The organism is Thalassovita sp., assembly GCF_965218685.1.
Classification (GTDB): Bacteria; Pseudomonadota; Alphaproteobacteria; order Rhodobacterales; family Rhodobacteraceae; genus Thalassobius.
The window spans coordinates 2,569,965-2,594,944 of the sequence record NZ_OZ244657.1; the positions used below are offsets into that span (position 1 = coordinate 2,569,965).

General features: G+C 59.2%; 28 protein-coding genes and 2 tRNA genes. 19 read left to right on the plus strand and 11 right to left on the minus strand.

Going from position 1 to position 24,980, the window contains the following annotated elements; all coding sequences use genetic code 11:
- Positions 1 to 38 precede the first annotated feature (38 nt).
- Positions 39 to 725, plus strand: a complete 687-nt coding sequence (locus ACOQOQ_RS12720) for a DUF502 domain-containing protein (RefSeq protein ID WP_420567360.1) — start codon at positions 39 to 41, stop codon at positions 723 to 725.
- A 4-nt stretch (positions 726 to 729) separates the two neighbouring features.
- Here ACOQOQ_RS12720 and ACOQOQ_RS12725 read toward each other — a convergent pair whose 3' ends face one another.
- Both ACOQOQ_RS12725 and ACOQOQ_RS12730 read right to left on the minus strand, forming a co-directional pair.
- The gene (locus ACOQOQ_RS12725) at positions 730 to 1,770 is read right to left on the minus strand and encodes a patatin-like phospholipase family protein (protein ID WP_420567361.1); all 1,041 of its coding nucleotides are present in this window, start codon (positions 1,768 to 1,770) and stop codon (positions 730 to 732) included.
- An 81-nt stretch (positions 1,771 to 1,851) separates the two neighbouring features.
- A complete protein-coding gene (locus ACOQOQ_RS12730; protein WP_420567362.1) occupies positions 1,852 to 2,625 on the minus strand; it encodes a 3-hydroxybutyrate dehydrogenase in 774 nt (257 codons plus the stop codon).
- A 319-nt stretch (positions 2,626 to 2,944) separates the two neighbouring features.
- On the opposite strand from ACOQOQ_RS12730, the gene ACOQOQ_RS12735 reads away from it, so the two are divergent.
- Both ACOQOQ_RS12735 and ACOQOQ_RS12740 read left to right on the plus strand, forming a co-directional pair.
- Positions 2,945 to 4,762: an extracellular solute-binding protein gene (locus ACOQOQ_RS12735; RefSeq protein WP_420567363.1), complete on the plus strand. Its 1,818-nt coding sequence runs from the start codon at positions 2,945 to 2,947 to the stop codon at positions 4,760 to 4,762.
- Between the two features lie 4 nt (positions 4,763 to 4,766).
- Positions 4,767 to 4,883: an entericidin EcnA/B family protein gene (locus ACOQOQ_RS12740; protein WP_420567364.1), complete on the plus strand. Its 117-nt coding sequence runs from the start codon at positions 4,767 to 4,769 to the stop codon at positions 4,881 to 4,883.
- A 2-nt stretch (positions 4,884 to 4,885) separates the two neighbouring features.
- On the opposite strand, the gene ACOQOQ_RS12745 is transcribed toward ACOQOQ_RS12740, so the two are convergent.
- Entirely contained in the window at positions 4,886 to 5,509 is a 624-nt protein-coding gene (locus ACOQOQ_RS12745) for a helix-turn-helix domain-containing protein (protein ID WP_420567365.1), read from the minus strand.
- A 65-nt stretch (positions 5,510 to 5,574) separates the two neighbouring features.
- On the opposite strand from ACOQOQ_RS12745, the gene ACOQOQ_RS12750 reads away from it, so the two are divergent.
- From ACOQOQ_RS12750 to ACOQOQ_RS12775, 6 genes are all read left to right on the plus strand, one after another.
- Positions 5,575 to 7,092, plus strand: a complete 1,518-nt coding sequence (locus ACOQOQ_RS12750) for a class I adenylate-forming enzyme family protein (RefSeq protein WP_420567366.1) — start codon at positions 5,575 to 5,577, stop codon at positions 7,090 to 7,092.
- 61 nt (positions 7,093 to 7,153) lie between these two features.
- The gene (locus ACOQOQ_RS12755; protein WP_420567367.1) at positions 7,154 to 7,798 is read left to right on the plus strand and encodes a DsbA family oxidoreductase; all 645 of its coding nucleotides are present in this window, start codon (positions 7,154 to 7,156) and stop codon (positions 7,796 to 7,798) included.
- Complete coding sequence (locus tag ACOQOQ_RS12760; protein ID WP_420567368.1) at positions 7,795 to 8,184, plus strand: potassium channel family protein; 390 nt, start codon at positions 7,795 to 7,797, stop codon at positions 8,182 to 8,184. Before ACOQOQ_RS12755 ends, ACOQOQ_RS12760 begins: the two co-directional genes overlap by 4 nt.
- Positions 8,185 to 8,231: 47 nt before the next feature.
- Positions 8,232 to 8,305 (plus strand) — tRNA-Gly (locus ACOQOQ_RS12765).
- Between the two features lie 114 nt (positions 8,306 to 8,419).
- A complete protein-coding gene (locus tag ACOQOQ_RS12770) occupies positions 8,420 to 9,487 on the plus strand; it encodes an AbrB family transcriptional regulator (RefSeq protein WP_420567369.1) in 1,068 nt (355 codons plus the stop codon).
- Positions 9,488 to 9,550: 63 nt separating this feature from the next.
- Positions 9,551 to 10,306 (plus strand): SDR family NAD(P)-dependent oxidoreductase, encoded by a 756-nt coding sequence (locus ACOQOQ_RS12775; RefSeq protein ID WP_420567370.1) that lies wholly within the window; start codon positions 9,551 to 9,553, stop codon positions 10,304 to 10,306.
- 33 nt (positions 10,307 to 10,339) lie between these two features.
- Here ACOQOQ_RS12775 and ACOQOQ_RS12780 read toward each other — a convergent pair whose 3' ends face one another.
- The 3 genes from ACOQOQ_RS12780 to ACOQOQ_RS12790 form a co-directional block, all read right to left on the minus strand.
- A complete protein-coding gene (locus ACOQOQ_RS12780) occupies positions 10,340 to 12,145 on the minus strand; it encodes an ABC-F family ATP-binding cassette domain-containing protein (RefSeq protein WP_420567371.1) in 1,806 nt (601 codons plus the stop codon).
- A gap of 57 nt (positions 12,146 to 12,202) precedes the next feature.
- Positions 12,203 to 12,937 carry a GNAT family N-acetyltransferase gene (locus ACOQOQ_RS12785; protein ID WP_420567372.1) on the minus strand — a complete coding sequence of 245 codons (735 nt, stop codon included), beginning with the start codon at positions 12,935 to 12,937 and terminating at the stop codon, positions 12,203 to 12,205.
- Between the two features lie 105 nt (positions 12,938 to 13,042).
- Positions 13,043 to 13,498 (minus strand): outer membrane protein assembly factor BamE, encoded by a 456-nt coding sequence (locus tag ACOQOQ_RS12790; protein ID WP_420567373.1) that lies wholly within the window; start codon positions 13,496 to 13,498, stop codon positions 13,043 to 13,045.
- A 100-nt stretch (positions 13,499 to 13,598) separates the two neighbouring features.
- Between ACOQOQ_RS12790 and ACOQOQ_RS12795 the strand changes: the two genes are divergently transcribed.
- The 10 genes from ACOQOQ_RS12795 to ACOQOQ_RS12840 all read left to right on the plus strand — a co-directional run bounded on the left by ACOQOQ_RS12795 (position 13,599) and on the right by ACOQOQ_RS12840 (position 21,379).
- The gene (locus ACOQOQ_RS12795; RefSeq protein ID WP_420567374.1) at positions 13,599 to 14,150 is read left to right on the plus strand and encodes a YceD family protein; all 552 of its coding nucleotides are present in this window, start codon (positions 13,599 to 13,601) and stop codon (positions 14,148 to 14,150) included.
- A gap of 152 nt (positions 14,151 to 14,302) precedes the next feature.
- Complete coding sequence (gene rpmF, locus ACOQOQ_RS12800) at positions 14,303 to 14,509, plus strand: 50S ribosomal protein L32 (RefSeq protein ID WP_420567375.1); 207 nt, start codon at positions 14,303 to 14,305, stop codon at positions 14,507 to 14,509.
- 23 nt (positions 14,510 to 14,532) lie between these two features.
- Positions 14,533 to 15,615 carry a phosphate acyltransferase PlsX gene (gene plsX, locus ACOQOQ_RS12805; RefSeq protein ID WP_420567376.1) on the plus strand — a complete coding sequence of 361 codons (1,083 nt, stop codon included), beginning with the start codon at positions 14,533 to 14,535 and terminating at the stop codon, positions 15,613 to 15,615.
- Positions 15,616 to 15,633: 18 nt separating this feature from the next.
- Complete coding sequence (locus ACOQOQ_RS12810; protein WP_420567377.1) at positions 15,634 to 16,608, plus strand: beta-ketoacyl-ACP synthase III; 975 nt, start codon at positions 15,634 to 15,636, stop codon at positions 16,606 to 16,608.
- A 105-nt stretch (positions 16,609 to 16,713) separates the two neighbouring features.
- Complete coding sequence (ihfA, locus tag ACOQOQ_RS12815; protein ID WP_420567378.1) at positions 16,714 to 17,016, plus strand: integration host factor subunit alpha; 303 nt, start codon at positions 16,714 to 16,716, stop codon at positions 17,014 to 17,016.
- An 18-nt stretch (positions 17,017 to 17,034) separates the two neighbouring features.
- Positions 17,035 to 17,817, plus strand: coding sequence for a MerR family transcriptional regulator (locus tag ACOQOQ_RS12820; protein ID WP_420567379.1), 783 nt, complete (start codon positions 17,035 to 17,037; stop codon positions 17,815 to 17,817).
- A gap of 66 nt (positions 17,818 to 17,883) precedes the next feature.
- A tRNA-Pro gene (locus ACOQOQ_RS12825) sits at positions 17,884 to 17,960 on the plus strand.
- Positions 17,961 to 18,199: 239 nt separating this feature from the next.
- Positions 18,200 to 18,952, plus strand: a complete 753-nt coding sequence (locus tag ACOQOQ_RS12830; RefSeq protein ID WP_420569773.1) for a crotonase/enoyl-CoA hydratase family protein — start codon at positions 18,200 to 18,202, stop codon at positions 18,950 to 18,952.
- 108 nt (positions 18,953 to 19,060) lie between these two features.
- On the plus strand, positions 19,061 to 20,143 hold the full coding sequence (locus ACOQOQ_RS12835; protein ID WP_420567380.1) for a 2'-deoxycytidine 5'-triphosphate deaminase: 1,083 nt from the start codon (positions 19,061 to 19,063) through the stop codon (positions 20,141 to 20,143).
- A gap of 114 nt (positions 20,144 to 20,257) precedes the next feature.
- Positions 20,258 to 21,379, plus strand: coding sequence for an MFS transporter (locus ACOQOQ_RS12840; protein WP_420567381.1), 1,122 nt, complete (start codon positions 20,258 to 20,260; stop codon positions 21,377 to 21,379).
- Here the strand turns inward: ACOQOQ_RS12840 and ACOQOQ_RS12845 are convergent.
- The 5 genes from ACOQOQ_RS12845 to ACOQOQ_RS12865 all read right to left on the minus strand — a co-directional run bounded on the left by ACOQOQ_RS12845 (position 21,354) and on the right by ACOQOQ_RS12865 (position 24,973).
- Positions 21,354 to 21,539 (minus strand): hypothetical protein, encoded by a 186-nt coding sequence (locus ACOQOQ_RS12845; RefSeq protein ID WP_420567382.1) that lies wholly within the window; start codon positions 21,537 to 21,539, stop codon positions 21,354 to 21,356. The two genes, ACOQOQ_RS12840 and ACOQOQ_RS12845, sit on opposite strands and share 26 nt — an antisense overlap.
- Before the next feature lie 71 nt (positions 21,540 to 21,610).
- The gene (scpB, locus tag ACOQOQ_RS12850) at positions 21,611 to 22,258 is read right to left on the minus strand and encodes an SMC-Scp complex subunit ScpB (protein ID WP_420567383.1); all 648 of its coding nucleotides are present in this window, start codon (positions 22,256 to 22,258) and stop codon (positions 21,611 to 21,613) included.
- A complete protein-coding gene (locus tag ACOQOQ_RS12855) occupies positions 22,251 to 23,072 on the minus strand; it encodes a segregation and condensation protein A (protein ID WP_420567384.1) in 822 nt (273 codons plus the stop codon). Before ACOQOQ_RS12855 ends, scpB begins: the two co-directional genes overlap by 8 nt.
- Before the next feature lie 6 nt (positions 23,073 to 23,078).
- Positions 23,079 to 24,068, minus strand: coding sequence for a beta-N-acetylhexosaminidase (nagZ, locus tag ACOQOQ_RS12860; protein ID WP_420567385.1), 990 nt, complete (start codon positions 24,066 to 24,068; stop codon positions 23,079 to 23,081).
- Entirely contained in the window at positions 24,065 to 24,973 is a 909-nt protein-coding gene (locus ACOQOQ_RS12865; protein WP_420567386.1) for an SPOR domain-containing protein, read from the minus strand. Before ACOQOQ_RS12865 ends, nagZ begins: the two co-directional genes overlap by 4 nt.
- Positions 24,974 to 24,980 lie beyond the last annotated feature (7 nt).

Here is a 24,980-nt window from a genome sequence, read left to right on the forward strand (position 1 = left end):
AGCAAATATACATTCTGGTTCGGACCCACCGCAGCGCCATGACCACACCTTTCGACGAAAACCCAACGCCTACACCCCGCCGTCCGGGGCTTTTGGCGCGCCTGCGCTCCTCGTTTCTGACGGGGATCGTTGTGATCGCCCCGGTTGGGCTGACCATCTGGCTGATCTGGACCCTCATGGGCTGGGTTGACGGTGTGGTACTGCCGCTGGTGCCCGAACGCTTTCAGCCCGAACCCTATATCGGCATCAACCTGCGCGGTGTCGGGATCATCTTTTTTCTGGTTTTCACCGTCATTATCGGCTGGATCGCCAAGGGTCTGATGGGTCGTTCTTTGATCCGCTGGGGCGAATCTCTTGTTGATCGGATGCCCGTGGTACGCACGATCTATTCCGGCGCCAAACAAATCGCCGAGACGGTATTTGCGCAGTCGGAACGCTCTTTTGAAAAGGCCTGCCTGATCGAATATCCGCGCAAGGGGATCTGGGCGATTGGTTTCGTCTCGACCCGCGCCAAGGGCGAGGTCGCCCGCCTGGCCAACACCGACGAAGAACTCATGAGCATCTTCGTGCCCACAACGCCGAACCCGACCTCGGGGTTCTTGCTGTTTTTCCCCAAATCCGACGTGATCGAGCTGGAAATGAACGTCGAGGATGCCGCCAAGCTGGTGATCTCGGCAGGGCTGGTTTATCCCAACGCCAAGGATCCGACCCAGCCGCCCAAATAGCGGTTCACAGGAACATCTCTTCCAGATCGATGCTGCTGCGCTTGCCCAGATCGTCCGAGTGACTTTCAAGGAAGGCATCGGTCGCGTCGCGCCCGGCTTGCTTCATCCGCACTGTCAGGAATGGGCTGGGCATCATCTTGGTGCTGACAGACAGTTCATTCATCAGCACATCATCAGCGATCATGTGAATGTTGATGTTCGACATCCCATCGCGATTGCTGTCCAGTCTTCCACGCATGGCCTGAGCATAGGAAATCCCTCGCAACTCGCGCAGAAGCGAGGTGTTAAAGCTGATCTCATTGATCCGGTTCTGGATTTCCTGCGGGGTAACCGGAACCTCGTCGCGCTCCAGCGGGTTGATGTTCACGATCAGGATGTCATCGGGAAACTGCCGCCCGAACAGTGGAAACAGCGCGGGATTTCCGGTATATCCGCCGTCCCAGAAGGCTTCGGTCTGGCCGGTCTTTGGATCATCAATCTTCACCGCCTGGAACAATGTCGGCAAACAGGTCGAGGCAAGCAGCACCTCGGCGCTAAGCTCTTCAGCCTCGAAAACGCGGATCTTGCCAGTGCGAACATTGGTGGCCCCCACGAACAGCGCAGGCCCTGCGTTGGCACAAACCTTGTCGTATTCAAAAGCCTCGGCAATCGGGCGCAGCGGGTTTTGGTAGAACGGACCAAGCGCATAGGGCGAGGACATCCGCGCCATCGTATCGGCGATGCTGAAGGGCAAGGAATATTCCAGCGCCGTATGCATCAGGTCGGTGGCGTCCGGCAACAGTCCAGCCAGCCAGGTGGTCATGCGCATGTCATGCACGGCGCCCAGCTTGGACCACAACCAGTCAAGTTTTTCCCGCGCGCCCTCGGCCCCGCCTTCCAGCCAGCCCGACTTCAGAGCCGCGCCGTTCATCGCGCCTGCCGACGACCCCGAGATCGCGACGATCTCGATATCGTCCTCCTCAAGCAACCGATCCAAAACACCCCAGGTGAAAGCCCCATGCGCACCGCCCCCCTGCAACGCCAGGCTGATCCTTTTTTTTGCCAAAACTTTTGCCTCTTCTTTGCTCGTGAAATACTCGGGGGGAGCGCCGAAAGGCGCGATGGGGGCAAAGCCCCCTAGTGGCCCTTACAGAGCGGTCCAGCCGCCATCCACGCTGATGGTGGTACCGGTGATCTGCTGGGCTGCGTCCGAGCACAGGAACACCGTGGTGCCGCCCAGCTGTTCGACGCTGGCAAATTCCTTTGAGGGCTGGCGCTCCAGCAGCACCTTCTCGATCACGTCCTCGCGGCTCATGTTGTATTTTTCCATCGTGTCGGGAATTTGCGCTTCGACCAACGGGGTGGATACATAACCGGGGCAAATGGCGTTGGCCGTGATCGGCTCGCGCGCGGTTTCCAGGGCGGTGACCTTGGTCAGGCCTACAACACCATGTTTCGCCGCTACATAGGCCGATTTGAACGGGCTGGCCGTCAGACCATGGGCGCTGGCGATATTAACCACCCTGCCCCAGCCCGCCTTGCGCATCATCGGCAGCGCAGCCGCCGTCGTATGGAAAGCCGAGCTCATGTTGATCGCGATGATCGCGTCCCATTTTTCGATCGGAAACTCGTCAATGGGCGAGACGTGCTGAATACCGGCGTTGTTCACCAGGATATCACAGGAGCCCGCAGTTTCGACCAACGCGCGGCATTCATCCGCCTTGGACATGTCCGCCTTTATATAACGCGCCTCTACGCCGAACTCTTTTGCGATCTCGGCAGCCAGGGCGTGATCTTCGTCACGGTCGGTGAACGAATTCAGCACAACATTCGCCCCGGCGCGCGCCAGCTCGCGCGCAACCCCCAGGCCGATGCCCGAGTTCGAGCCGGTGATGACCGCGGTTTTCCCAGTCAGAGTCATGATGATGCGTCCTCCATCTTTCGCACTTGCAGCATTACAGGATGCAGATAGCACGTTGCAGGGGGAGTTTGTGGAAAAAAGTCACAGGTAGAAACACCTACCAAATGGTGACGCTGATGCTGCAGGCACAAAAAAAACGCCGGCACGAAGCCGGCGTTAAGTTATTGAGGCAGGTTTCATACAGGCAAGAAACCTATCGAGCAGTGACTTCTTTATAAGCAATTGCCCGCCCGACTCCAAGCCAAAAGTTTGTAAAGACTTCAAATGGCCGTTACGCTAAGTCCTAAGAAACAAAGGGCCGAGCAGGATTGTCCCCGAAATGAGATCACTGTTTTTCAAGAAGCTACGGGCCGGTGCGGCCGGTTTAACGCTTGTTTTGTTGGGCCAGACCGCCTTGGCTGAACCATCGCACGGAATCGCCATGTACGGTGCCCCGGCCCTGCCGGCGGATTTCCGGTCTTTACCCTACGCCAACGCGGATGCCCCCAAGGGTGGGAAATTCGTGGTCGGAAACACCGGCGGTTTCGATTCGCTGAACCCTTTCATACGGAAGGGCACGGTCCCCTGGCAGCTGCGATTCCTTGCTTACGAATCGCTCATGGGGCGCAGCTATGACGAACCCTTCACGCTTTACGGTTTGCTTGCCGAATCCATCGAAATTCCTGACGACCGGTCCTGGGTCGAATTCACCTTGCGCGAAGAGGCAAGGTTCTGGGATGGCAGCCCTGTTACGGTCGAGGATGTGATCTGGTCCTATGAAACTTTGGGCACCGTTGGGCATCAGCGCTACCTTGGCTTTCACAGCAAGGTCGAAAGCATCGTTCAGACGGGGGACCGCTCGGTTCGGATCACATTCAACACTCAGGACCGCGAACTGGCGCTGATCGCCGGAATGCGTCCCATTTTGCAGAAATCCCAGTGGGACGGGCGCGATTTCACCGCCTCGACCATCCATGATGTTCCGATGGGGACTGCGCCATACATGGTGGGCGATTATGAGCAGGGTCGTTTTGTCAGCCTAGTGAGAAACCCCGATTATTGGGGCAAGGACCTGCCGCTGCGCAAAGGGTTCGCCAATCTGGATGAAATCCGCATCGAATTCTTCGGGGACAGCTCGGTCTTGTTCGAGGCCTTCAAGTCAGGCGAACTTACCTTTCAGCGCGAATTCAATGCCGAAGCCTGGGCGACCCGATATGATTTCCCTGCTGTTCAGCGGGGTGACGTCGTGAAATCCGAAGTCACGCACCAGCGCCCCACAGGTATCACTGGTTACGTCATGAACACCCGCCGCAAGCCTTTCGATGATTGGCGCGTCCGCGAGGCAATGATGTTGGCGTTCAACTTCCCCTATATCAACGACACGATTACCGGCGGGCGACAGGACCGGATCACGTCGTATTTCTCAAATTCCGAGCTTGGGATGGTATCTGGCCCAGCCACCGGCGCCGTGGCCGATCTGCTGGCACCCTGGGCGGATCAGCTGCTTCCTGGCACGTTAGAGGGCTATACCCTGCCCCAAGGTGACACCAGCCCCCGCAATCGCAAGGATCTGCGCCGCGCCACCAAGCTTTTGGCCGAGGCTGGGTGGACCGTACAAGGCGGCAAACTGGTGGACGCGGATGGCCAACCTTTCACATTCGAGGTACTGCTGCGCCAAGGTGACCGGACGGGCCAATCGGTGTTCGATCTGTACCGCCCCGCGATGGAGCGTCTGGGCATCCAGATGACCATCAGCACCGTTGACAATGCCCAATATGCAGCCCGCGAGCTGGACTATGATTTCGACATGGCGGCCTATCGCCGGTCAGCTTCGCTGAGCCCTGGAAACGAACAGAAGCTTTACTGGGGCGCGAATGGCGTCACCACGCCGGGTACGCGCAACCTGATGGGGATGAACAGCCCCGCCGCCGAAGCGATGATCGACAAGATGCTGACCGCTCGTTCGCGCGAGGATTTCATCTTTGCCACCCGCGCACTGGACCGCATCCTGAGTGCCGGCCGATATGTCATCCCGATCTGGAGCTATGGCCCCGACAGGATTGCTCATGCGAAAGAGTTGAAATATCCCGACACTATTCCGATCTACGGCGCACAGCTGGTCTGGAGCCCCGAGGTCTGGTGGTACGAAGAGGAGTGAACTGATGAAGAAACTTGCATTTCTGGGTGTTATCGCCCTGCTTGCGGGCTGTGCCACGGTTGATGGCGTGGGCCAGGACATCTCGGGCGCAGCGCGTTCGGTCCAGGGCCTGTTCCGCTAAGCCTAGGCCAGTGACGTGACCCAAAGGATGGTCGCATCCTCGTCGCTGACCGAAATGACGTTATGCCCCATGGTGGCGTCATAATAGGCGCTGTCGCCGCGACGCATTTCAACGGGTTCGTAGAACTCGGTGTAAAGCCGGATAACCCCGGTCAGAACGAACAGGAACTCTTCGCCATCATGGCGAACCCAACCGTCGAACTCTTCCATGCTGCGCGCCCGGATGCGCGCACGATAGGGCAGCATCTGCTTCTTTGTCAGCCCGTTGGCCAGCAGCTCGTGTTCGTAGGTGGCCGTTGCATGCGCAGCGCCCTGGCCGCTATGGGTGATCACCATGCGGCCGTTGACCTGATCCTTGACCGGCGGTGTAAACAACTGCGGCACGGAAATCTCCAGGCCCGTCGCCAGCTTTTTCAGCGCCTCATAAGTCGGAGACATCTGCCCGTTCTCAATCTTCGACAGGGTCGAGCGCGCCAGCCCCGCCTGGTTTGCAGCCTGTTCAAGCGTCATGCCGCGCCCTTTGCGCAATTCGCGAACACGCTCGGCTAGGTTCAGCGGCTCGGCAAGTTCCTCCAGCCCGGTCTCGCGGGCGATACGGATCAACGCTTTGGGATCTTTCTGGGTCATGCCAACACAGATACGCGTGGCGCCGCATGCTTGCAACTGTGAACGCTTGGGCGTAACCCAAGACCATGATGTCCATCTTTGATCAGGGGCCATTTGCCCCCTGCCCCACACCGTTCAATCTGGCCGCTCATGTCCTGCAGCGCGCCGACGCTTTGTCCGAGAAAATCGCCCTGTCGGTGCTGTCCCAATCGGGATCGGAGCGGTGGAGCTATGGGCGCCTGAAATCCGCTGTGCTGGGCACGGGCACCGGGTTGCTTGAGGCCGGCTTCAAACCCGGTGACATCCTGCTGATGCGTCTTGGCAATACGGTAGAGTTTCCGCTGGCTTACTTAGGTGCGATAGCAGTGGGGATTGTGCCGGTGCCGACCTCGTCAATGCTGACCGCTCGCGAAGTGGAAAAGATGATCACGCAGCTTGCCCCGGCGGGAATTCTGCATGACACCGAGGTTGCCTGTCCGATGGATTGCGGCTTGCCTATCATCGACACGGCAGCCCTTCTTAAGATGCGAGACCTGCCCCCCGCCAGCTATGACATGGGTGATCCCGAACGACTGGCGTATATCATCTACACCTCGGGCACCTCGGGCACGCCGCGGGCGGTGATGCATGCACACCGGGCGATCTGGGCACGTCAGATGATGCACGAAGGATGGTATGGGCTGACCGAAGAAGATCGGCTGCTGCACGCCGGCGCCTTCAACTGGACCTTTACCCTTGGCACCGGCTTGATGGATCCTTGGAGCGTTGGCGCAACCGCACTTATCCCCGCGCAAGGGGTACCGATCGAGGCGATTCCGTTGCTTTTGAAGCGCCACGATGCAACGATTTTTGCTGCTGCTCCGGGCGTTTATCGCAAAATCCTCAACCATCGCGCCGCGCTTCCTTTGCCCAAGCTGCGGCATGGCTTGACTGCTGGTGAAAAGCTCTCGGACTCGATCCGGCAACATTGGACCGATGCCACCGACGGGAAACAGCTGTTCGAAGCCTATGGAATGTCCGAGTGCTCGACCTTCATCTCGGCAAGCCCCGCGCATCCTGCGGCGCAGGGGTCCTTGGGGCGTCCACAGGTTGGCCGCAAGATCGCCATTTTGGATGAGGATGGGGCTGTAGAATACGGAAAAGAAGGAATTATTTCCGTGCACCGATCAGATCCGGGCCTGATGCTGGGCTATTACGGCGCCCCAGACGCCACTGCCGCCAAGTTCCAGGGAGAATGGTTCCTGACCGGCGATCATGCCTCGATGAATGCCAGCGGCGACATCACTTTCATGGGCCGCGTCGATGATATGATGAACGCTGGCGGTTTCCGTGTCTCTCCGCTGGAGGTCGAGGCCGCGTTGCTGCCCCACCCTCAGATCAACGAAATCGGCGTCACGGATATCGAGATCAAAGAAGACGCACGGATCATCGCTGCTTTCTATACCTCGGATGCGCCCATCCCCGAGCCTGACCTGACCGCCTTTGCCCAGGACCGCCTGGCCCGCTACAAACAACCGCGTGCCTGGGTTCGACTGGCGGAAATGCCGACAAACCCCAATGGAAAACTGTCGCGTAAGGGGCTTAAGCCCCTGTTTCCCCGCTGACCCCCTTTTCCTTCGGCGCCGCAAAGGGTACCTATACCCGACGTGAAAAACGGAGTCTTCGATGGTCAAGCTTGATATCCTATCCGATCCGATCTGCCCTTGGTGCTATATCGGCAAGGCCAATCTGGACCGCGCGCTTGAGCAGCGCCCCGACCATCCTTTCGTGATCGAATGGCACCCGTTCCAGCTGAACCCCGATATGCCGCGCGAAGGCATGGATCGCCGCGCCTATCTGGAGGCCAAGTTCGGCGGCAAGGAAGGCGCCGTGCGCGCCTATGCCCCCGTGGCCGAACATGCGCAGCAAGCCGGGCTTGAGATAGACTTCGAGGCAATGCAGCGCACCCCCAACACGCTGGATGCACACCGCCTGATTCACTGGGGCGGCATCGAAGGGCGTCAGACCGCCATCGTTTCGTCGTTGTTCCGCGCCTATTTCAATGACGGCCGGGATATCGGTGATCACGACACGCTGGCCGATATCGCGGACAGTTGCGGCATGGATGCCAGCGTGATCATGCGCCTTCTGGCCACCGAAGAAGACATTCAACTGATCCGCGACAAGGATGCCTCGGCCCGCGAGATGGGCGTAAACTCGGTTCCGACATTTATCGTGGCCTCGCAACACGCGGTACCCGGCGCCCAGCCGACTGATCTGTGGCTGAAGGTGATGGATGACATCATCGCTCAGCGCGCCGAGGACGCATGAAGACCCTTCTGGGCATCTTCTTCCTTTTGTCCTCTCTGGCGGGTGTCGTTCTGGGGGGCACGATCTTTTTTCACTATGTCGAAGGCTGGCGTTGGATTGACGCCTATTTCTTTACCGTTGTGACCTTGTCCACTGTTGGTTACGGCGAATTGGTTCCGGCTACGGACCTGGGCCGGATCGGCACCACGGTGTTCATCTTCGTGGGTCTTGGCATTTTTGCCGTTGCGGTGCAGCAGTTTGGCGCTTTCACTTTGCGTAAACGTGAAGAGCATACCGAGTGGCTGGTCGCCCGTCTGGGCCACCACAACAGCAAATCCGAGCCCCATGCCGCTAACGAGGACGACCGCCCCGACCCGCCCGTACTGGAGCATGACAAAGCCCCATAATCCGCTTGAACTTGGCCCTGATCCGGCTATATCTCGGGGCCACCATTGCGGGTATGATGTAATGGTAGCCTGTCAGCTTCCCAAGCTGAACGCGCGGGTTCGATTCCCGCTACCCGCTCCATCCCCTCTTTTGTTGCCATTTTCTTTTGGGCCCGTATGTGCGTTCCTGACTGGGGTCAAACTATTGCATTGCACATATTGTTATGCGATATAGCTATATACCAATGAGCTTTTTGTGACTTCACATATGACAACCGCGCTGACCACCCTGATCCTGTTGGCAATCGCCAGTGTTGGCGGGTTTGTGGCGTCATACCTACATACGCCCCTGCCCTATATGCTGGGCAGTTTGATCGCGTCGGGTGTGATTGCGATGTTCCTGACGCACAGAATTCCGGACAATTACAAATTCCCGATGAAGTTCCGCATGATCTTTATGTCGATCATCGGGGTGACCATTGGAACGCGTGTCACGCCCGAGGTTGTCTCTTCCCTGGCGGACTATTTGCCCTCGTTCGCCTTTCTGACGATTTTTGTCTGCGTCGCGCATTGGGTGAATTATCACATCTTTCGCAAAATCGGTCGCTATGATCATCCCACGGCGTTTTATGCCGGCACTCCCGGCGGGTTGATCGAGTCAATTGCAATGGGTGAAGCGGCCGGCGCGAACATCGCCGTCCTGACCATTCAGCAATTCCTGCGGATCATTGCGGTGATCACGCTGATGCCCATCGGGATGTCCCTGTGGTATGGCGCGCCAGTTGGCTCGGCCTCGGGGCTCAGCCTTGCCGAAACGGGCGCTGATCTTCATGCGATGCCGATGGTGTTGCTGTTGGGCGCGATCGGTCTGGGTATCGGAAAGTTGCTTCGAATTCCAGCCGGGTTGTTGACCGGGCCTCTGCTGGTGGCTGCGATTGCCACGCTTAGCGGGTTTACCGACCTGTCCATCCCGCAATGGGTGATCAACATGTGCCAGGTGGTCATTGGTACCAGCCTTGGCATGAGGTTCGCTGGCCTGAAAAAGGACGCTCTGTTCCGGGCGTCGTGGCTGTCGGTGCTGTCTGTTTCATCCATGCTGGTTCTGGGGCTGATCTGCGCCTTGATACTAGTTCCGATTACCGGGCTGCCGGTTGACGTGCTGCTTATCTCGTTCGCCCCTGGCGGTGTAACCGAGATGGCGCTGATCGCCCTGTCCCTGCGCGCAAACCCGGCCATCGTAACGCTGCACCACATCTATCGCATCATCCTGACTGTTGTCGAAATGACAGCTGTTGTCCGCTTTATGGACCGCAAGAGGCTTTGACACATGACACTTATACCAATCTAATGAACATATGTTCATTTATAGACGAGAGAGGACGTCACCATGCAAATGAATGAAACCTGCGCCGTGATCACCGGAGGCGCGTCGGGCCTGGGCGAAGCAACAGCCCGCCTGTTCGCGGAATCGGGCGCCAAGGTCACCCTTTTGGACCGCGACACAGAACGCGGCCCCAAGGTCGCAGCCGATATCGGCGGCACCTTTGTTGAAACCGACGTGACCAGCGAAGAGTCCGTCCAGAACGCTATCGACACCGCCGTTGCAGCAATGGGCAAGGTCAACACGGCTATCAATTGCGCCGGCATCGGCACCGCCGAAAAGACACTGGGGCGCGATGGACCGCACAGCCTGGAGCACTACCAGCGCATCCTGAACGTCAACCTGGTTGGCTCGTTCAACGTGGCCCGTTTGGCCGCTGCGGCTATGGCCAAGAACGACGCGACCGAGGATGGTCAACGCGGTGTGATCATCTCGACCGCGTCGATCGCAGCCTTTGACGGCCAAAAGGGCCAGGTTGGCTATGCAGCGTCCAAAGGCGGTATCGTTTCGGGCACCCTGCCCATGGCGCGCGATCTGCAGCGCGAAGGTATCCGCGTGATGGCCATCGCTCCGGGTATCTTCCTGACCCCGATGTTAATGGGCCTGCCCGAAGAAGTGCGCGACCAACTGGCCGTGGACGTAACCAACCCCAAGCGTCTGGGCGATCCGCGTGAATATGCCTCGCTGGCGCGCTTCATCTGCGAATGCGGCTATCTGAACGGCGAAGTCATCCGCATCGATGGCGCCCTGCGTATGCAGTAACCTATTGGCGGCGCGCTGAAATTCAGCGCGCCGCTAGCCGGCCTTCTCTTCCAGCTCCAGCCATTCTTCTTCTGCTGCAGCAAGGGCGAGTTGCCGTTCAGCCAAGGCTTCGCTGGCTTTCTTGAACTTCACTGGCTCTTTCGAGAACAGCTCTGGGTCCATCAGGAACTCTTCCAGCTTGGCGATCTCGGCTTCCAGCCGCTCGATAATTCCGGGCAAAGCTTCCAGCCGGTGTTTTTCCGTAAAACTCAATCCCTCGCTGGCTTTCTCGGGCTTGGATTCGGCCTTTTTCTTGGTGGGCTTGTCCTTGATGAGCCTTTCTTCGGGCGCGTCTTGCCGTTGCGCCTGATAATCGCTCCATCCACCCGCATAGACGGTCGCGCGACCATCCCCCTCCATCGCAACGGTTTGGGTTGCCACACGGTCCAGAAAATCCCGGTCGTGGCTAACAAGCAGTACAGTGCCGTCAAAGCCGTCCAGCAGCTCTTGCAACAGGTCCAGCGTTTCGATGTCCAGATCGTTCGTGGGTTCGTCCAGAACCAGCAGGTTGCTTTCCCGCGCCATCAGCTTCGCCAGAAGAAGACGAGCTTTTTCGCCACCTGACAAGGACTTAACGGCCGCTCTAGCCTGCCTTTCGTCGAACAGGAATTCCTTAAGATACCCAACCACATGCTTGGGCTGCCCCCGCACCATGATCTGGTCGGCCTTGCCCGAGACGCGCATTTCCGGATCACCGGCCAGGCTTTCCCACAGGGTCATTTCCGGATCCAGCTGCGCGCGGCTTTGGTCGAAGATCGCGGGCATCAGGTTCGTGCCCAGCTTGACCGAGCCGCTATCGGGCGCTTCCTGCCCCATCAACATTTTTAGCAGCGTGGTTTTTCCAACGCCATTGGGGCCGACAAAAGCAACGCGGTCGCCGCGCTCGATCTTAATCGAGAAGGGCTTCAGGATTACCTTCTCTCCGTAAGCCTTTGTAATCTTGTCAGCTTCAATAACTTTCTTGCCAGATTTCGAGGCCGAGGACAGCTCCATCGCGGCCGTGCCCTGACGCCTAATTTGCGAAGCGCGCTCGGCCCGTAAATCGTGCAAAGCCCGAAGCCGTCCCTGGTTACGCTTACGCCGCGCGCTGATGCCTTCGACAGCCCAACGCCCCTCGGACTTGATCTTGCGATCCATCTTGTGGCGCTGCATGTCCTCGTCTTCCCAGACCTTGTCACGCCAGGCCTCGAACTCATCAAATCCACGCTCTTGTCGACGCACCATTCCTCTGTCAATCCAAAGAGTTGCGCGGGTAAGCTCACGCAAAAAGGCGCGATCGTGGCTGATCAGAACATAGCCCGCGCGGGTCTGCTTCAGCTCGTTTTCCAGCCAGGCAATCGCTTCGATATCCAGGTGGTTGGTCGGTTCGTCCAGCAGCATCAACTCGGGGGCCTCGGCCATCAGCTTGGCCAACGCAGCCCTTCGGCGTTCCCCTCCCGAGGCGGTTTCAACGGGCCTGGCGGGATCGAATTTCAACCCTTCGCCGGCCATCTCGACCCTGTACATCTCGGATGGATCCAGCTCGCTGGTTGCGAAATCGCCCAGCGTTGCAAAACCGCTCATGTCCGGGTCTTGCTCCATGTATCCAACCCGCACGCCCGGCGGGACGATACAATCACCGCTGTCGGCCTCGACCAGACCCGCCATCACCTTCATCAAGGTCGATTTGCCAGACCCATTGCGCCCCACCAATGCCACCCTATCGCCGGGCTGCACCACAAGGGACAGGTTGTGAAACACAGGGTTCCCGCCAAAGGTCAGCGAGATATCGGTAAGCTGTAAAAGAGGTGCACGTGCCATAGCCCGCAGCTAACCAGCCACCCCTGCAAGGTCAAGCGCCCTATGCAAAAATGAGCCTCAGCCCACCACTCCGCGCAGCAAGCGTTTGCGGGCGGGTGGAATGGCGTTGATTTCAAGCCCCGTGAACACATGCAGCGTGTTCATTTGTGGATCCACCACCGCGTGATCGCTTACCCAGCCGCCCATCAGCAAATAGGTCCGCAGCAAGGGCGGCATGCGCAGCATCGCCATTTTCGCATCCGGCTTGCGCCGCAGTTTCTGGGCAAATTTGAACACCTGAGGTGCCTTGACCCGGGGAAGCCATCGACGCGGGGCCAAGTGACGCTCTTTGAGCATGGCAAAGCTGTCCAGGTATTTTTCTTCATCCGTGCCGTGGAAGGACGAGCAGCCAAACAACATCTCGATCCCGTTATCATCAACGAATCGCGTCATCGCACCCCAGGCGATGCGCAGGATGTCCGGATCATTGATGTCTGGATGGATGCAGAATCGGCCCATTTCGACCATCGGCCCCGAGAAAGCCTCGAGAGCGGAAAGTTCGTAAAACTGTGCGGCATAGCTGCGGCCGATCTGGCCTCCATCTGACAGCGGCAAAAACCGGAAAGTGCAAACCAGCCGGCCCGAGCGCGCCTCTTCAATCAGAACATGGTCGCAAATTACATCGAACTCGTCAGCATCAACGCCCTGCCCCGTGCCATGAAAGCACAGGTGACGCAGGCTTTGCGCCGCCCGAATATCGTCCTGTGTCTCGGCAAGCCGCGCACGAAAGCGGCCCTTGTTCATCAGCAGCATATGAGCGGTCCTGCAGTTGTCGTGACCAATTGGCGGCCTTTTCGACCGCCCTAGCATATCCATTGTATCAAGGGTGTGACGCCGCCCGCGTCAACACCCCAGTACTTATTCGACGAAGTCAGCCGCGTTGAACTTGCCCAGGCTGCCCAGAAGCTGGCGCAGGAAACTGAGGTTGGCAACTGCGGAGTCGGTCACGCGGCGATCCAGCGAGACGACCTTGCCGTCTTCCAGGCCGTAGCGCTCGATGTTGCTGACGACACCGCGTTTGTCGAAGGTGATCGCGACGACCTCGCGGTCGATGACCTTGGGCGCTTGATAGGCATAGTGGCGCACGCGCGAGCGGACGTAATAATACCCGCTGTTATCCAGGATCCCCTCGGTCGAGGGCGTGCCGACCGTTTCGGCCACGCTGTCGCGGGTATCGATGCCCACGACGATATTCGTCAGATCATCCGCAAGCGGTACATAGCCGTGATTGCGGTACTGAGCCGTACATGCCACCAACGCGGCCATAGCCACGCCCATGAGTCCGAATTTGATCGATTTGCCCATGCGCGACATGGTTGCTCCCTGTGGTAGCCTCTTGTATTGGCATCACCTGCCTTTTAATCCGATTACAGAAGGAACGAGCACTGTTCAAGTTAAGGAAGCCCCGACCCTGATGACAAAACTGTCCAAACATGCGCTGCGCGTGGCTGATCTGCCGCAATCCAAGCCCACCCGGTTCGAGCTGATCCCCGAAGCAAAGGACCTTTTGGCCATTGCCGACGAGTTGGGTCTGCGCGGGTTGCGCAAGCTGCGTTTCAAGGGCCAAATCACCGCCGAGGGCAAACGCGACTGGCGGCTTGATGCGAATCTGGGCGCGACGGTGATCCAGGATTGCGTGGTGACGCTTGAACCCGTGACCACCCGTATCGAAGAATCCGTTACCCGGCGATTCCTTGCCAATCTTCCCGAACAAGCGGAAGAGGACGACGAGATCGAGATGACCGAGGACGACTCGATCGAGCCGCTGGGCCCCGAAATTGACCCCGCCACCGTGATGATTGAGGCGCTGGCGCTGGTCCTGCCGCTTTATCCGCGGGCGGAAGGCGCCGTGCTTGGCGAAACCATCCACACAGAACCGGGCAAAGAGGCCCTAAGTGATGCTGATCTCAAGCCTTTCGCCGGTCTGGCCGCCCTGCGCGACCAACTGCAGAACAAAGAAGATTGATTGAGGCGAAAAAACACTTGCGACTCTGCGAAATAGCAGTATTTTCCGCCCCTCATCCGAATTTTGGGTTGGACATGTCGGCGTTGACCGAATATGAGCCACGCACCCACGTGAAACAGGGCGACACGCCCACAGCAAATTGAGATTGTGACATGGCTGTCCAACAGAACAAAGTAAGCAAGTCGCGCCGCAACAACCGCCGCGCACATGACGCGCTGGTAGCGGCAAACCCGAACGAGTGCACCAACTGTGGCGAGCTGAAACGCCCGCACCACGTCTGCCCCTCGTGTGGCCACTACGCCGACCGTGAAGTGGTCGCGGTGGTCGACGAGATCGAGCTGGACGAAGACGCAGCATAATTCGATTGGGGACCGGCGTCCGCATGTCCGTTCAGAATGATCAGGCGATGGCGGGTGCCGGGCGCACCATTATCTCTGTCGATGCTATGGGCGGAGACCGGGGACCGGCGGCTGTTGTCGCCGGTATTTCTGATTCTGCCGTCGTGAACCCCGAAATCGGCTTTATCCTGCATGGTCCCAAGGACGAGCTGGAACTGTTGGTCGCCAAGCGCAAGCCGCTGGCCGGCCGGGTCGAGATTCGTGACGCCACCGATGTTGTCACGATGGACGACAAGCCCTCTCAGGTGATGCGGCACGGCAAGAAAACCTCGATGTGGTCCGCGCTGAACGCGGTTCGCGACGGCGAGGCCGATGTCTGCGTTTCCTGCGGGAACACCGGCGCCCTGATGGCGCTAAGCATGATCCGCCTGCGCAAACTGCCCGGCGTGAACCGCCCTGCCATCGCGATCCTGTGGCCCTCGCGTAACCCTCAGGGGTTCAACGTGATGCTGGACGTGGGCGCTGATATCCGCGCTGACGAACAGGATCTTCTGCAATACGCGTTGATGGGCACCTCGTATGCGCGCAACGGTCTGAACCTGGATTGCCCCCGCATCGGGCTGCTGAACGTCGGCACTGAAGAGCACAAGGGCCGCGCCGAGCTGAAGGCCGCCCATGACCTGATCGCAGACGCGGCCCCCAAGGCCCAATTCGATTTCGTCGGGTTCGTCGAAGGCGGTGATATTCCCGGTGATGTTTGTGATGTCATCGTCACCGATGGCTTCACCGGCAATATTGCACTGAAAACCGGCGAAGGCACCGCCAGCCTTATCGGCGATCTGATGCGTCAGGCTTTCCGGTATTCGTTCCTGTCCAAGATCGCGGCCCTTTTGGCCATGACCTCGCTCAATCGTTTGAAAAAACGTATCGATCCGCGCCGCGTGAATGGCGGAGTTTTCCTGGGTCTGAACGGCACTGTTGTGAAGTCTCATGGCTCGGCCGACGCGACCGGTGTTTCGGCCGCAGTCAAGCTGGCATTCCAGCTGTCTCAGTCGGGCTTTTCAGAGAAACTTGCCGCGCGGGTTGCATCCGCCACCGCACAGGCTAAGAATGCCGACACAGAGTAGCGGAAAGCAGCGAACAAAATGACACTACGCGCCGTTGTGCAGGGCGTTGGGCACTACCTGCCGGAAAGAATCGTTCCGAACAGTGAGTTCGAGAAAACACTTGATACAAGTGACGAATGGATTCGCGCCCGGTCCGGGATCGAGCAACGACATTTCGCCGCCGAGGATGAAGCAACCTCGGATTTGGCCACTTACGCGGCGCAAGCGGCGCTGAAATCCGCCGGGCTGACCGCCGATGACATCGACGCGGTGATCGTGGCGACCTCGACCCCCGACCTGACTTTTCCGTCCGTTGCCACCATGGTGCAGGACAAGCTGGGCATGACCCGCGGCTTCGGATTTGACGTTCAGGCCGTGTGTGCAGGCTTCGTCTTCGCCCTGACCAATGCCAACGCGTTGATTCTGTCCGGCCAGGCCAAACGCGTTCTGGTGATCGGAGCCGAGACCTTCAGCCGGATCATGGATTGGGAAGACCGCTCCACCTGCGTTCTGTTCGGAGACGGCGCCGGCGCTGTGGTTCTGGGCGCCGAAGAAGGCACCGGGGACACCTCGGATCGTGGCATCCTTTCGGCGGATCTGAATTCTGACGGGCGTTACCGCGACATGTTGTATGTCGACGGCGGCGTGTCCACCAGCGGCACCTCGGGCAAGCTGCGGATGCAGGGCAACCTGTTGTTCCGTCAGGCTGTGGAAAAACTGACCACAACGGCCACTAACGCCTTGGAAAAAATAGGGCTTTCCGACGACGACGTCTCCTGGATCGTTCCGCACCAAGCCAACATCCGCATCATTCAGGGTACCGCCAAGAAACTGGGCGTGCCGATGGAGAATGTGATCGTCACCGTGCACAAACACGGGAATACCTCGGCTGCGTCCATCCCGCTGGCCTTGTCCGTGGGCGTCGAAGAAGGCAAGATCAAACCCGGCGACCTGCTGGTGACCGAGGCGATTGGCGGCGGTCTGGCCTGGGGCTCGGTCGTGTTGCGCTGGTAACAGCCCGTTTCCTTTGTGGCAGGCGCTGAAACTGCGTGTAGCAAGCCATTGATATTGACTCGGAAAATGCCATGAAGCATGGTGTCCCAAACTAGGGGATTGATTATGAGTGAAAAAACTCTGACACGTATGGACCTGAGCGACGCAATTTTCCGCGAGGTCGGCCTGTCACGTAACGATGCCAGCCAACTGGTTGAAAGCGTTCTTCAGCACATGTCGGACGCTCTGGTCGACGGCGAGCAGGTTAAGATTTCGTCTTTTGGCACTTTCTCGGTTCGGGACAAGGCTGCCCGCGTTGGCCGCAACCCGAAAACCGGTGAAGAGGTTCCGATCAACCCGCGCCGCGTGCTGACCTTCCGACCCTCTCACTTGATGAAAGAGCGGGTCGCCGCAGGAAACAAATCCTGATAACGGGGGGGCGATGGCATGACCAAATCCCCCGACGCTTTTCGCACCATCAGCGAAGTTGCCGAATGGCTTGACCGTCCGGCGCATGTGCTGAGGTTTTGGGAAAGCAAGTTCACCCAGATCAAACCGATCAAACGCGCGGGCGGTCGGCGGTATTATCGCCCCGATGACATGCTGCTTTTGGGCGGCATCAAACGGCTGCTGCATGATGAAGGCATGACCATCAAGGGCGTGCAAAAATTGTTGCGTGAGCAAGGTATTAAGCATGTCGCGGGCCTGTCGCAGCCGCTGGATGTGATGGCCGAACCAGGCGAGCTTGTCCCCTCGGTGGAAAAGGTCGAAGCGCTTAAGGAAAAGGTTGAAACGCCCGAAAGCGCGACCCTGCTGCAGTTCCCCGGCACTGCGAACGCGGCCGAGGACGAGCTGGCCGAAACCAGCTATGAGCAAGCAGCCGAGGATCTGGCGCCCAGCCCCACTGCCGAGGCAAAGCCCGAGGATACGACCGAAGCGAAGCCCGAGGGCGGCGCGGATTTTGAAGCGCCCAGTTTCTTCAGCATGTTCGACACGGTGGATCCTGACGCAGTGGCGCAGCCCGACGAAGCTCCGGTCGAACCACTTGAATCCGGCTCTCCGCAAATCCATGTGGCGGATGTCGCCGTGGACGCCAGCTCGGATGTTGGGCCCGGAGTTCTGACACATTTGTGGCAGGCCGGCGCCAACGCAGCCGTTTCAGACCGTGCGCAATTGCAGTCGTTGCAGGAAAAACTGCGCGAGATCAGTAAGCGGATGCGCGCAGGCTGATTAGTTTGAAAAAGTGCGAAAACGCTCTTGTCCCTGCCCGGAAAATCAGTATGAAGAGCGAACCGTCGGGCTATAGCGCAGCCTGGTAGCGCGTCCGTCTGGGGGACGGAAGGTCGCAGGTTCGAGTCCTGCTAGCCCGACCATTTTCCCCAAAAAGAACCGCCCCGACAGGTCCTTTTATTCCTGGGCCTGTCAGGGCGGTTTTTTTTACCTTACGGCAAAACCGACCAAGTGGTCATTTTTACCCGGACGCCATATTGACTTCCCTGCCCCAAAACCCAAGCTGGATGCAGACGGCCCGAACGGGCATCGCCAGCTAAAAGGGAGGCACAGCATGGTTAAGACCGTTGATGATTTTCAATTGGAAAATCTGTTGGTTACGATGGACGAGCATGGAATCACCACCGTGACTCTGAACCGCGCCAGCAAACGAAACGCGCTGAATGCTGAAACGATCGAAGAGTTGATCGATGTGTTCTCCTCGCTGCCCCGCATGGGTGCTCGTGCGGTCGTTTTGCGCGCGGAAGGCACACATTTCTGCGCCGGGCTGGATCTGGTGGAGCACCACCAAGAAGACCGACGCCCCGAAGATTTCATGCATGTCTGCCTGCGCTGGCACGAGGCGTTCAACAAAATGGAATATGGCGGGGTTCCCATCATCGCGGCGCTTAAAGGCGCTGTTGTGGGCGGTGGGCTGGAACTGGCCAGCGCGGCCCATATTCGCGTCGCGGACCAAAGCACCTATTTCGCCCTTCCCGAGGGTCAGCGCGGTCTGTTCACCGGCGGTGGCGCCACGATCCGAGTGGCTGATCTGGTCGGTAAGGCCCGGATGATTGACATGATGCTGACGGGGCGTGTCTACAAACAGGACGAGGCGATCCAGGTTGGTCTGGCGCAATATCTTGTCGAAGATAGCGAGGCCACGGCCTTTGAGCTGGCCCGTGCCGCCGCTGAAAACCCACCCCTGTCGAACTTTGCTATCTGCTCGGCGATCAGCCACATGCAGAACATGTCGGCACTGGATGCGGCCTATGCCGAATCCGTGGTGGCCGGGATTGTGAATACGCAGCCGGCCTCGCGCGGGCGGCTTGAAGCGTTTGGCAACAAGACCGCAGCCCGCGTTCGCCCCGAATAAGCGGTCATGACGGGTCAAACCATGTAAAAGGGCCTCTTGAACGGCCCTTTTCTCGTTTGTTTCAAGCCTCTCATTTGCTAAGACAGGTCAATTCAAAGGGGAAATCTGATGATCGGTGTTCTGCCCAGCCAACAGTTGGAAACCATGATTGAGGCGGGCCAGATTTGCGCCGAGCCAGCCATCATTCCCGAACAGATCCAGCCCGCAAGCGTGGACCTGCGTCTGGGGGCCAAAGCGTGGCGGGTGCGGGCGTCGTTCCTGGCTGGCCACGGGCGGACAGTAGCCGATCGTCTGGCCGACTTCGAGATGCACCAGATCGACCTGACCGGCGGCTATGTTCTTGAAAAAGGGTGCGTTTATGTCGTCGAGCTGATGGAATCGCTTGACCTGCCCCAAGGTATTCAGGCCGTGGCCAACGCCAAAAGCTCGACCGGGCGGCTGGACCTTCTGACCCGCACCATCACCGATGGCGGAGAAGAGTTTGACCGTATTCAGCCCGGCTACAGCGGCCCACTTTATGCCGAGATCTGTCCGCGCAGTTTTTCTGTTCTGGTGCGTCCGGGCATGCGGCTGAACCAGATCCGCTTCCGTCAGGGTCAGGCAGTGCTGTCGGACGAGACCCTGACCGCTTTGCACGCCGATACGCCTCTGGTGGATGGCGACGCTGTGATCAGCGAGGGTCTGGGTTTTTCCGTCGATCTGAAACCTGAACAAGGTGATCTTGTTGGCTATCGCGCCAAGCCGCATACCGGCGTGATCGATCTGGATCTGATCGGGCATTACGATCCCGCCGAATATTGGGAAGAGATCCGCACCACGAGCGGCCAGATCATCCTGGATCCCGGTGCGTTTTACATCCTCGTCAGCCGCGAGGCCGTGCATATCCCACCACAATACGCGGCCGAAATGGCCCCCTATCTGGCCATGGTTGGCGAATTCCGCGTGCATTATGCGGGCTTCTTCGATCCCGGGTTTGGCCATGCCGCCGCAGGCGGTGCTGGATCGCGTGGTGTGCTTGAGGTGCGCTGCCATGAAGCGCCCTTTGCGCTGGAGCATGGACAGGTGGTTGGTCGCCTGGTCTATGAAAAAATGGCCCAGGTTCCCAAACAGCTTTATGGCGCGGGTATTGCCTCGAACTACCAGGGGCAAGGCCTGAAGCTTAGCAAGCACTTCAAGGTTGACGCTAGGTAAGCCTTAGGTAAAGCACCGCACGCCTGCGTTTGCCCTTGACCAAGCGGGATTTGACTGGCCTACTCTCTACCTATGAGAGTTTTTCAGCGAACGGTCCCGCTGCTGACAGCGACTATGGCTGTGATTGGCGCCAATTCCCTTGTTCTGCCGCCGATTGCGCCGGCAGTCGCCGCTGATCTGTCGACCGACGTCGCCAAGATACTTCAAGCCGCCGCTGCCTATGGTGGCGGAACCGCTTTGTCCGCCCTGCTTCTGGCCCCGCGCGCGGATGTGATCGGCGCAGCCCGAGCGCTTAGGTCGGCCTGCGCTGTTCTTATCGTGGCGTTAACGCTGTCTGCTTTTGCTCCCACTGTCGGCCTTCTGATCCTTGGGCAAGCCCTGGCCGGTCTGGGCGCCGGTGTTGCGCTGCCCACGATTTATGTTCTTGCCGTGCAGATCGCCCCCGCCGGTCGTACGAAACAGACAATCGGCTTTGTCCTGTCGGGCTGGACGTTCTCGTTGATCGGAGGGGTCACGTTATCCGCGATGATCGCCGATATGGGCGGTTGGCAAATGGTGTACGGCTTGATGGCGGCTCTGACTGCTGCCGTGTGGTTGCTGCTTAGTCGCTGCAGCTTTCCTGACGTCCAGGACCACCACGCGGAACGTGCTGCCTCGCCATTCTCCGCATTACGTTTGCCGGGCATTTTGCGCGGGTTGTTTTCCAATGCGATGCTGATGCTGGCCTTCAACGGTGCCTATTTGTACCTGGGCAGTCATATCGTCCATAACCTTGAACGCAGCACCTCGTCCGCCGGGATTTTGACGATGTTCTACGGGATCGGTTTCGGGCTGGCGTCGTTACTGAACCGGCATCTTGAGAAACTGTCTCTACGTGCGGCCGGTGTCTTTGCTTTCGCAGGTCTTTCCGTGACTTATCTTCTGATGGATCATTGGGCCAAGGACTATGTTGCGCTGGTCTCGATCGCGCTGGTATGGGGCATGTTCCAGCATTTCGCCCTGAATATGGTGGTCGAGCGGTTGACCAGCCTGGACCCGGGCCGACGCGGTGCGATCATGGGGCTGAACTCGGCCGTAAGCTATGCCACCGTTGTAGGAGGCGCCTTCCTGTTTCGTGTGCCATTTGAATATGGCGGACTGGCGGCGTGCCTTGCCTTTTCGGCGCTTTTTGCAGTTTTTGCCTGCGCCGAAACACTGTGGCCGCGTGGGTTCAGGACTTATTCAGCCGCCGAGTGATCCGCGCCGCTTGCTTAGCGCCTTTTACCGCCTTTTGATGCTGCCCGGCCTTGCCCGGATTTCCTCCGGCCATACGGTTGATCCCGGCGTTCACACCCTTGTTCACGGCTTTACGCAAAACCATGCGCATCACCATGTTGATGATCTGATTGGCGTTCATTTGCGTGCTCCTTACCTGCGAATGCATGTTTGCGGGCACCCTACACACCGAATATGCCATTTTCGGGGCGCCTATTCGTCGTCGAACAATTCGGTCTGATCGTCGTCCTCGTCTTCGTCGCCCATGGGGTCAGGTAAGCTGGGCGGCGGGCGGCTTTCCAACAATCCGGCCGAGCGCAGTTCTTTTAGGCCCGGCAAATCGCGGGCGCTTTCCAGGCCGAAGTGATCCAGGAATTCCTGCGTCACCACAAAGGTCACGGGCCGGCCCGGCGTCATCCTGCGGCGACCAAAGCGGATCCACTCCATTTCAAGCAATTGATCCACTGTCCCGCGCGAGACGGATACGCCGCGGATTTCTTCAATCTCGGCGCGAGTTACAGGTTGGTGGTAGGCGATGATCGCAAGGGTTTCGACCGCCGCACGGCTAAGTTTACGTGTTTCGACTGTTTCCTTCTGCATCAGGAAGCTCAGGTCCGACGCGGTGCGGATCGCCCATGCGTCGCCAACCTTAGCAACGTGAACCCCCCGCCCCTCATAGCGTTTGCGAAGATGTTCCAGCGCTTCGCGCGCGTCACACCCATGCGGCATCCGCGATTCCAGCTCGCGCACTGTGATGGGTTCGGCAGTGGCAAACAGGATCGCCTCGACCATGCGTTCCTGCTCCGCCATGGGCGGCGCTTCGAACAGGCTTTCGCCGTTTTCGCTGATGTCTTCAGCCATCCGGGGTCTCCTTGCGGCGCAGATGTATAGGTTCGAACATGCCGGACTGGCGGATTTCGGCCTTGCCCTCTTTGACCAGTTCAAGCGAGGCGGCAAAGGTCGCGGCCGTGGCCGAGCGCCGCTTGACCGGGTCATCCTCCCAACCGGGGGGCAGATAGCTACTGATGTCGGTCCAGCTGCCGGCAAAACCGATCAGGCCGCGGATGCGGTCCAGCGCTTGCTCCATCGTGAATACGCTTTCGCGGTCCATCACGAAGGGGCGGAATTCGTCGCGGGTGCGGATGCGCGCATAGCCCTGCATAAGATCCAGCAGCGTCGCCGTATAGCTGACTTTGCGCACGCGCGTGACGTCCTCGGGAATACCGCGCGCAAAGAAATCCCGACCCTTCTGATCACGGGCCATCAGCTTGGCGGCCACTTCGCGCATGGCTTGCAGGCGCTCCAGCTGAAAGGCCAGATGCGCGGCCAGTTCCTCGCCCGAGGGGCCCTCTTCGCTGGGATCAGGGGGCAGCAGCAGCCGGGACTTCAAAAACGCCAGCCAGGCGGCCATCACCAGGTAGTCAGCGGCCAGTTCCAGCCGCAGCGCCTTGGCGCGTTCCACAAATTCAAGGTATTGCTGCGCCAGATCCAGGATCGAGATTTTGCGAAGATCAACCTTCTGCGTGCGGCTTAACGTCAGCAGCAGGTCCAGCGGTCCCTCATAGCCGTCGACGTCGATGATCAGCGCCTCGGCAGCCAAGCGCTCGGCTACGCTTTGCTCTTGGAACAACTCGTTCTGTCCCTCGGCCATCTGCTCGAATGTCTCGTCCGCCATGCACGCCTATCCGTTCAATAAGGCGTCCAGCTTGGCTTCGAGCGCGGGAATGTCAACCTCGTCCGGCTGTTTTCGCGCTGCAAGAGCGGCTTCTGCGCGGCGTTGGCCATCGGCGTCCATGCGGCCAGCCGCAGCGGCAACCTCTTGCTTGTCGGCGAGCGAGCCGTTGCAGTGCAAGATCACGTCGCAGCCCGCGTTGCGCGCCTGACGGCTCAGATCGCTAAGCGACCCGCTCAGCGCTTTCATTCCCAGATCATCGGTCATAATCAAACCGTCAAAACCGATCTGCTGGCGGATCAGCGCCATCATCTTGGGCGACAACGTGGCCGGTGCATCATCAAGCGCCTTGTAAACCAGATGCGCTGTCATTCCCATGGGCAGATCATTCAGGGCGCGAAACGGCGCGAAATCCACCGCGTCCAATGTTTCGGGGTCCGCCTTTACCACGGGCAGCTCTAGGTGACTGTCGGCCTCGGCGCGCCCATGTCCGGGGATGTGTTTGACCACGGGCAAAACGCCACCGTCCAGAAGACCATTCGCAACCGCGCGACCCAGATCAGATACCTCGGGCGCAGTGGTCCCGTAGCACCGGTTGCGCAAGAACGGATGGGTTGCTTGCGTGGCCACGTCGACCAAAGGCGCGCAATTGCTGTCAATGCCAAGCTGACGCAGCTCGTGCGCGATTAGGCGATAGCGCAGGTACATGGCCTGGGGCGCGTCAGAGGCTGCCGTGACAAAATCCATTGGAGGCGCCCATTCGCGCCAAACCGGGGCGCGCAGGCGCTGCACACGGCCGCCTTCCTGGTCGATCGTAATCGGCGCCTCACGGCCAACAGCATTGCGCAGCTCGTCACACAGGGCGCGGATCTGATCGGGTGTGTCCAGATTGCGGGCAAAAAGGATAAAGCCAAACGGATCGGCATCGCGAAAGAACGTCTTTTCCTCGGCGCTCAACCGCAGGCCAAGCGGGTCAAGAATCGTCGCGCCGAATGTCATCGGGTGGTCACGGGAATGCACTCGGCCTTTTCAGCCACGAGGGCCGAGCAGAACCGACGCGCGTCGTTGATGTCCGCAAATCCATGTGCGCGCAGGCGATAGAAGGTACGCCCGCCGCTTTCGGCCTTTTGGATCACGCGTTTCTTTTCGTGCATATAGTCACCAAAACGGGCAAAAAGCCGGTCCCATTCGGTGCGGGCAACCGCGGCACTTTCATAGGCGCCCAGTTGTGCAAGACGTGTGCCGGCGGGCAAGCTTGCCGCATCAACATCAACAGCCCCCGATGCCGAAGCGATTGCAGACGGAGCCGAGGCCCGGACCGGTTTCAGCCCCGCCGGCCGCGCCGAGGGACGCAAGGAACGCCCGATACCACCGGACACGATCTTGACCTCGGGCTTGGACGCAACGGCCGGCGCGGGTACCGACGCGGGCGTCACCTCTTCCAGGGGATCGGCATCTTTGGTCAGGCTGGCAACCAAATCTTCAACTGACATTTTCATAGTTTCATCAGCAACTTGCGGGGCAGAGCTAACCTCGGTCTCATCGACCTTGGGAAGCTGTCCCAGTGGCTTATCCTCGTTGCTGAGGGAAATAGGTTTGGGCGCCAGGATCAGCTCGTCCGCGGGTTTTTCCGCACTGCCAACAGCGGCAACGGCGTTCACTGCAAGCCCTTGGTTGGCGGCTGCCGCCCCACCGGGATTTTCGGGTTGGATACGCATCGGGCCTTCGGCGGCACGCACCACGGGAATGCCGCTGACGTCCCGTGTCACCAGCTGATAGCCCCAGACGCCAACACCCACCAACAGGACCAACGACACCGCCGCCCCTGCAAGGTTCGCCATAGTTCCGAATGCAATGCCGTTTTCGGGGGCGTCGAACCCCCCATCCGCCTGTATCTGCGCCATGTTCGCC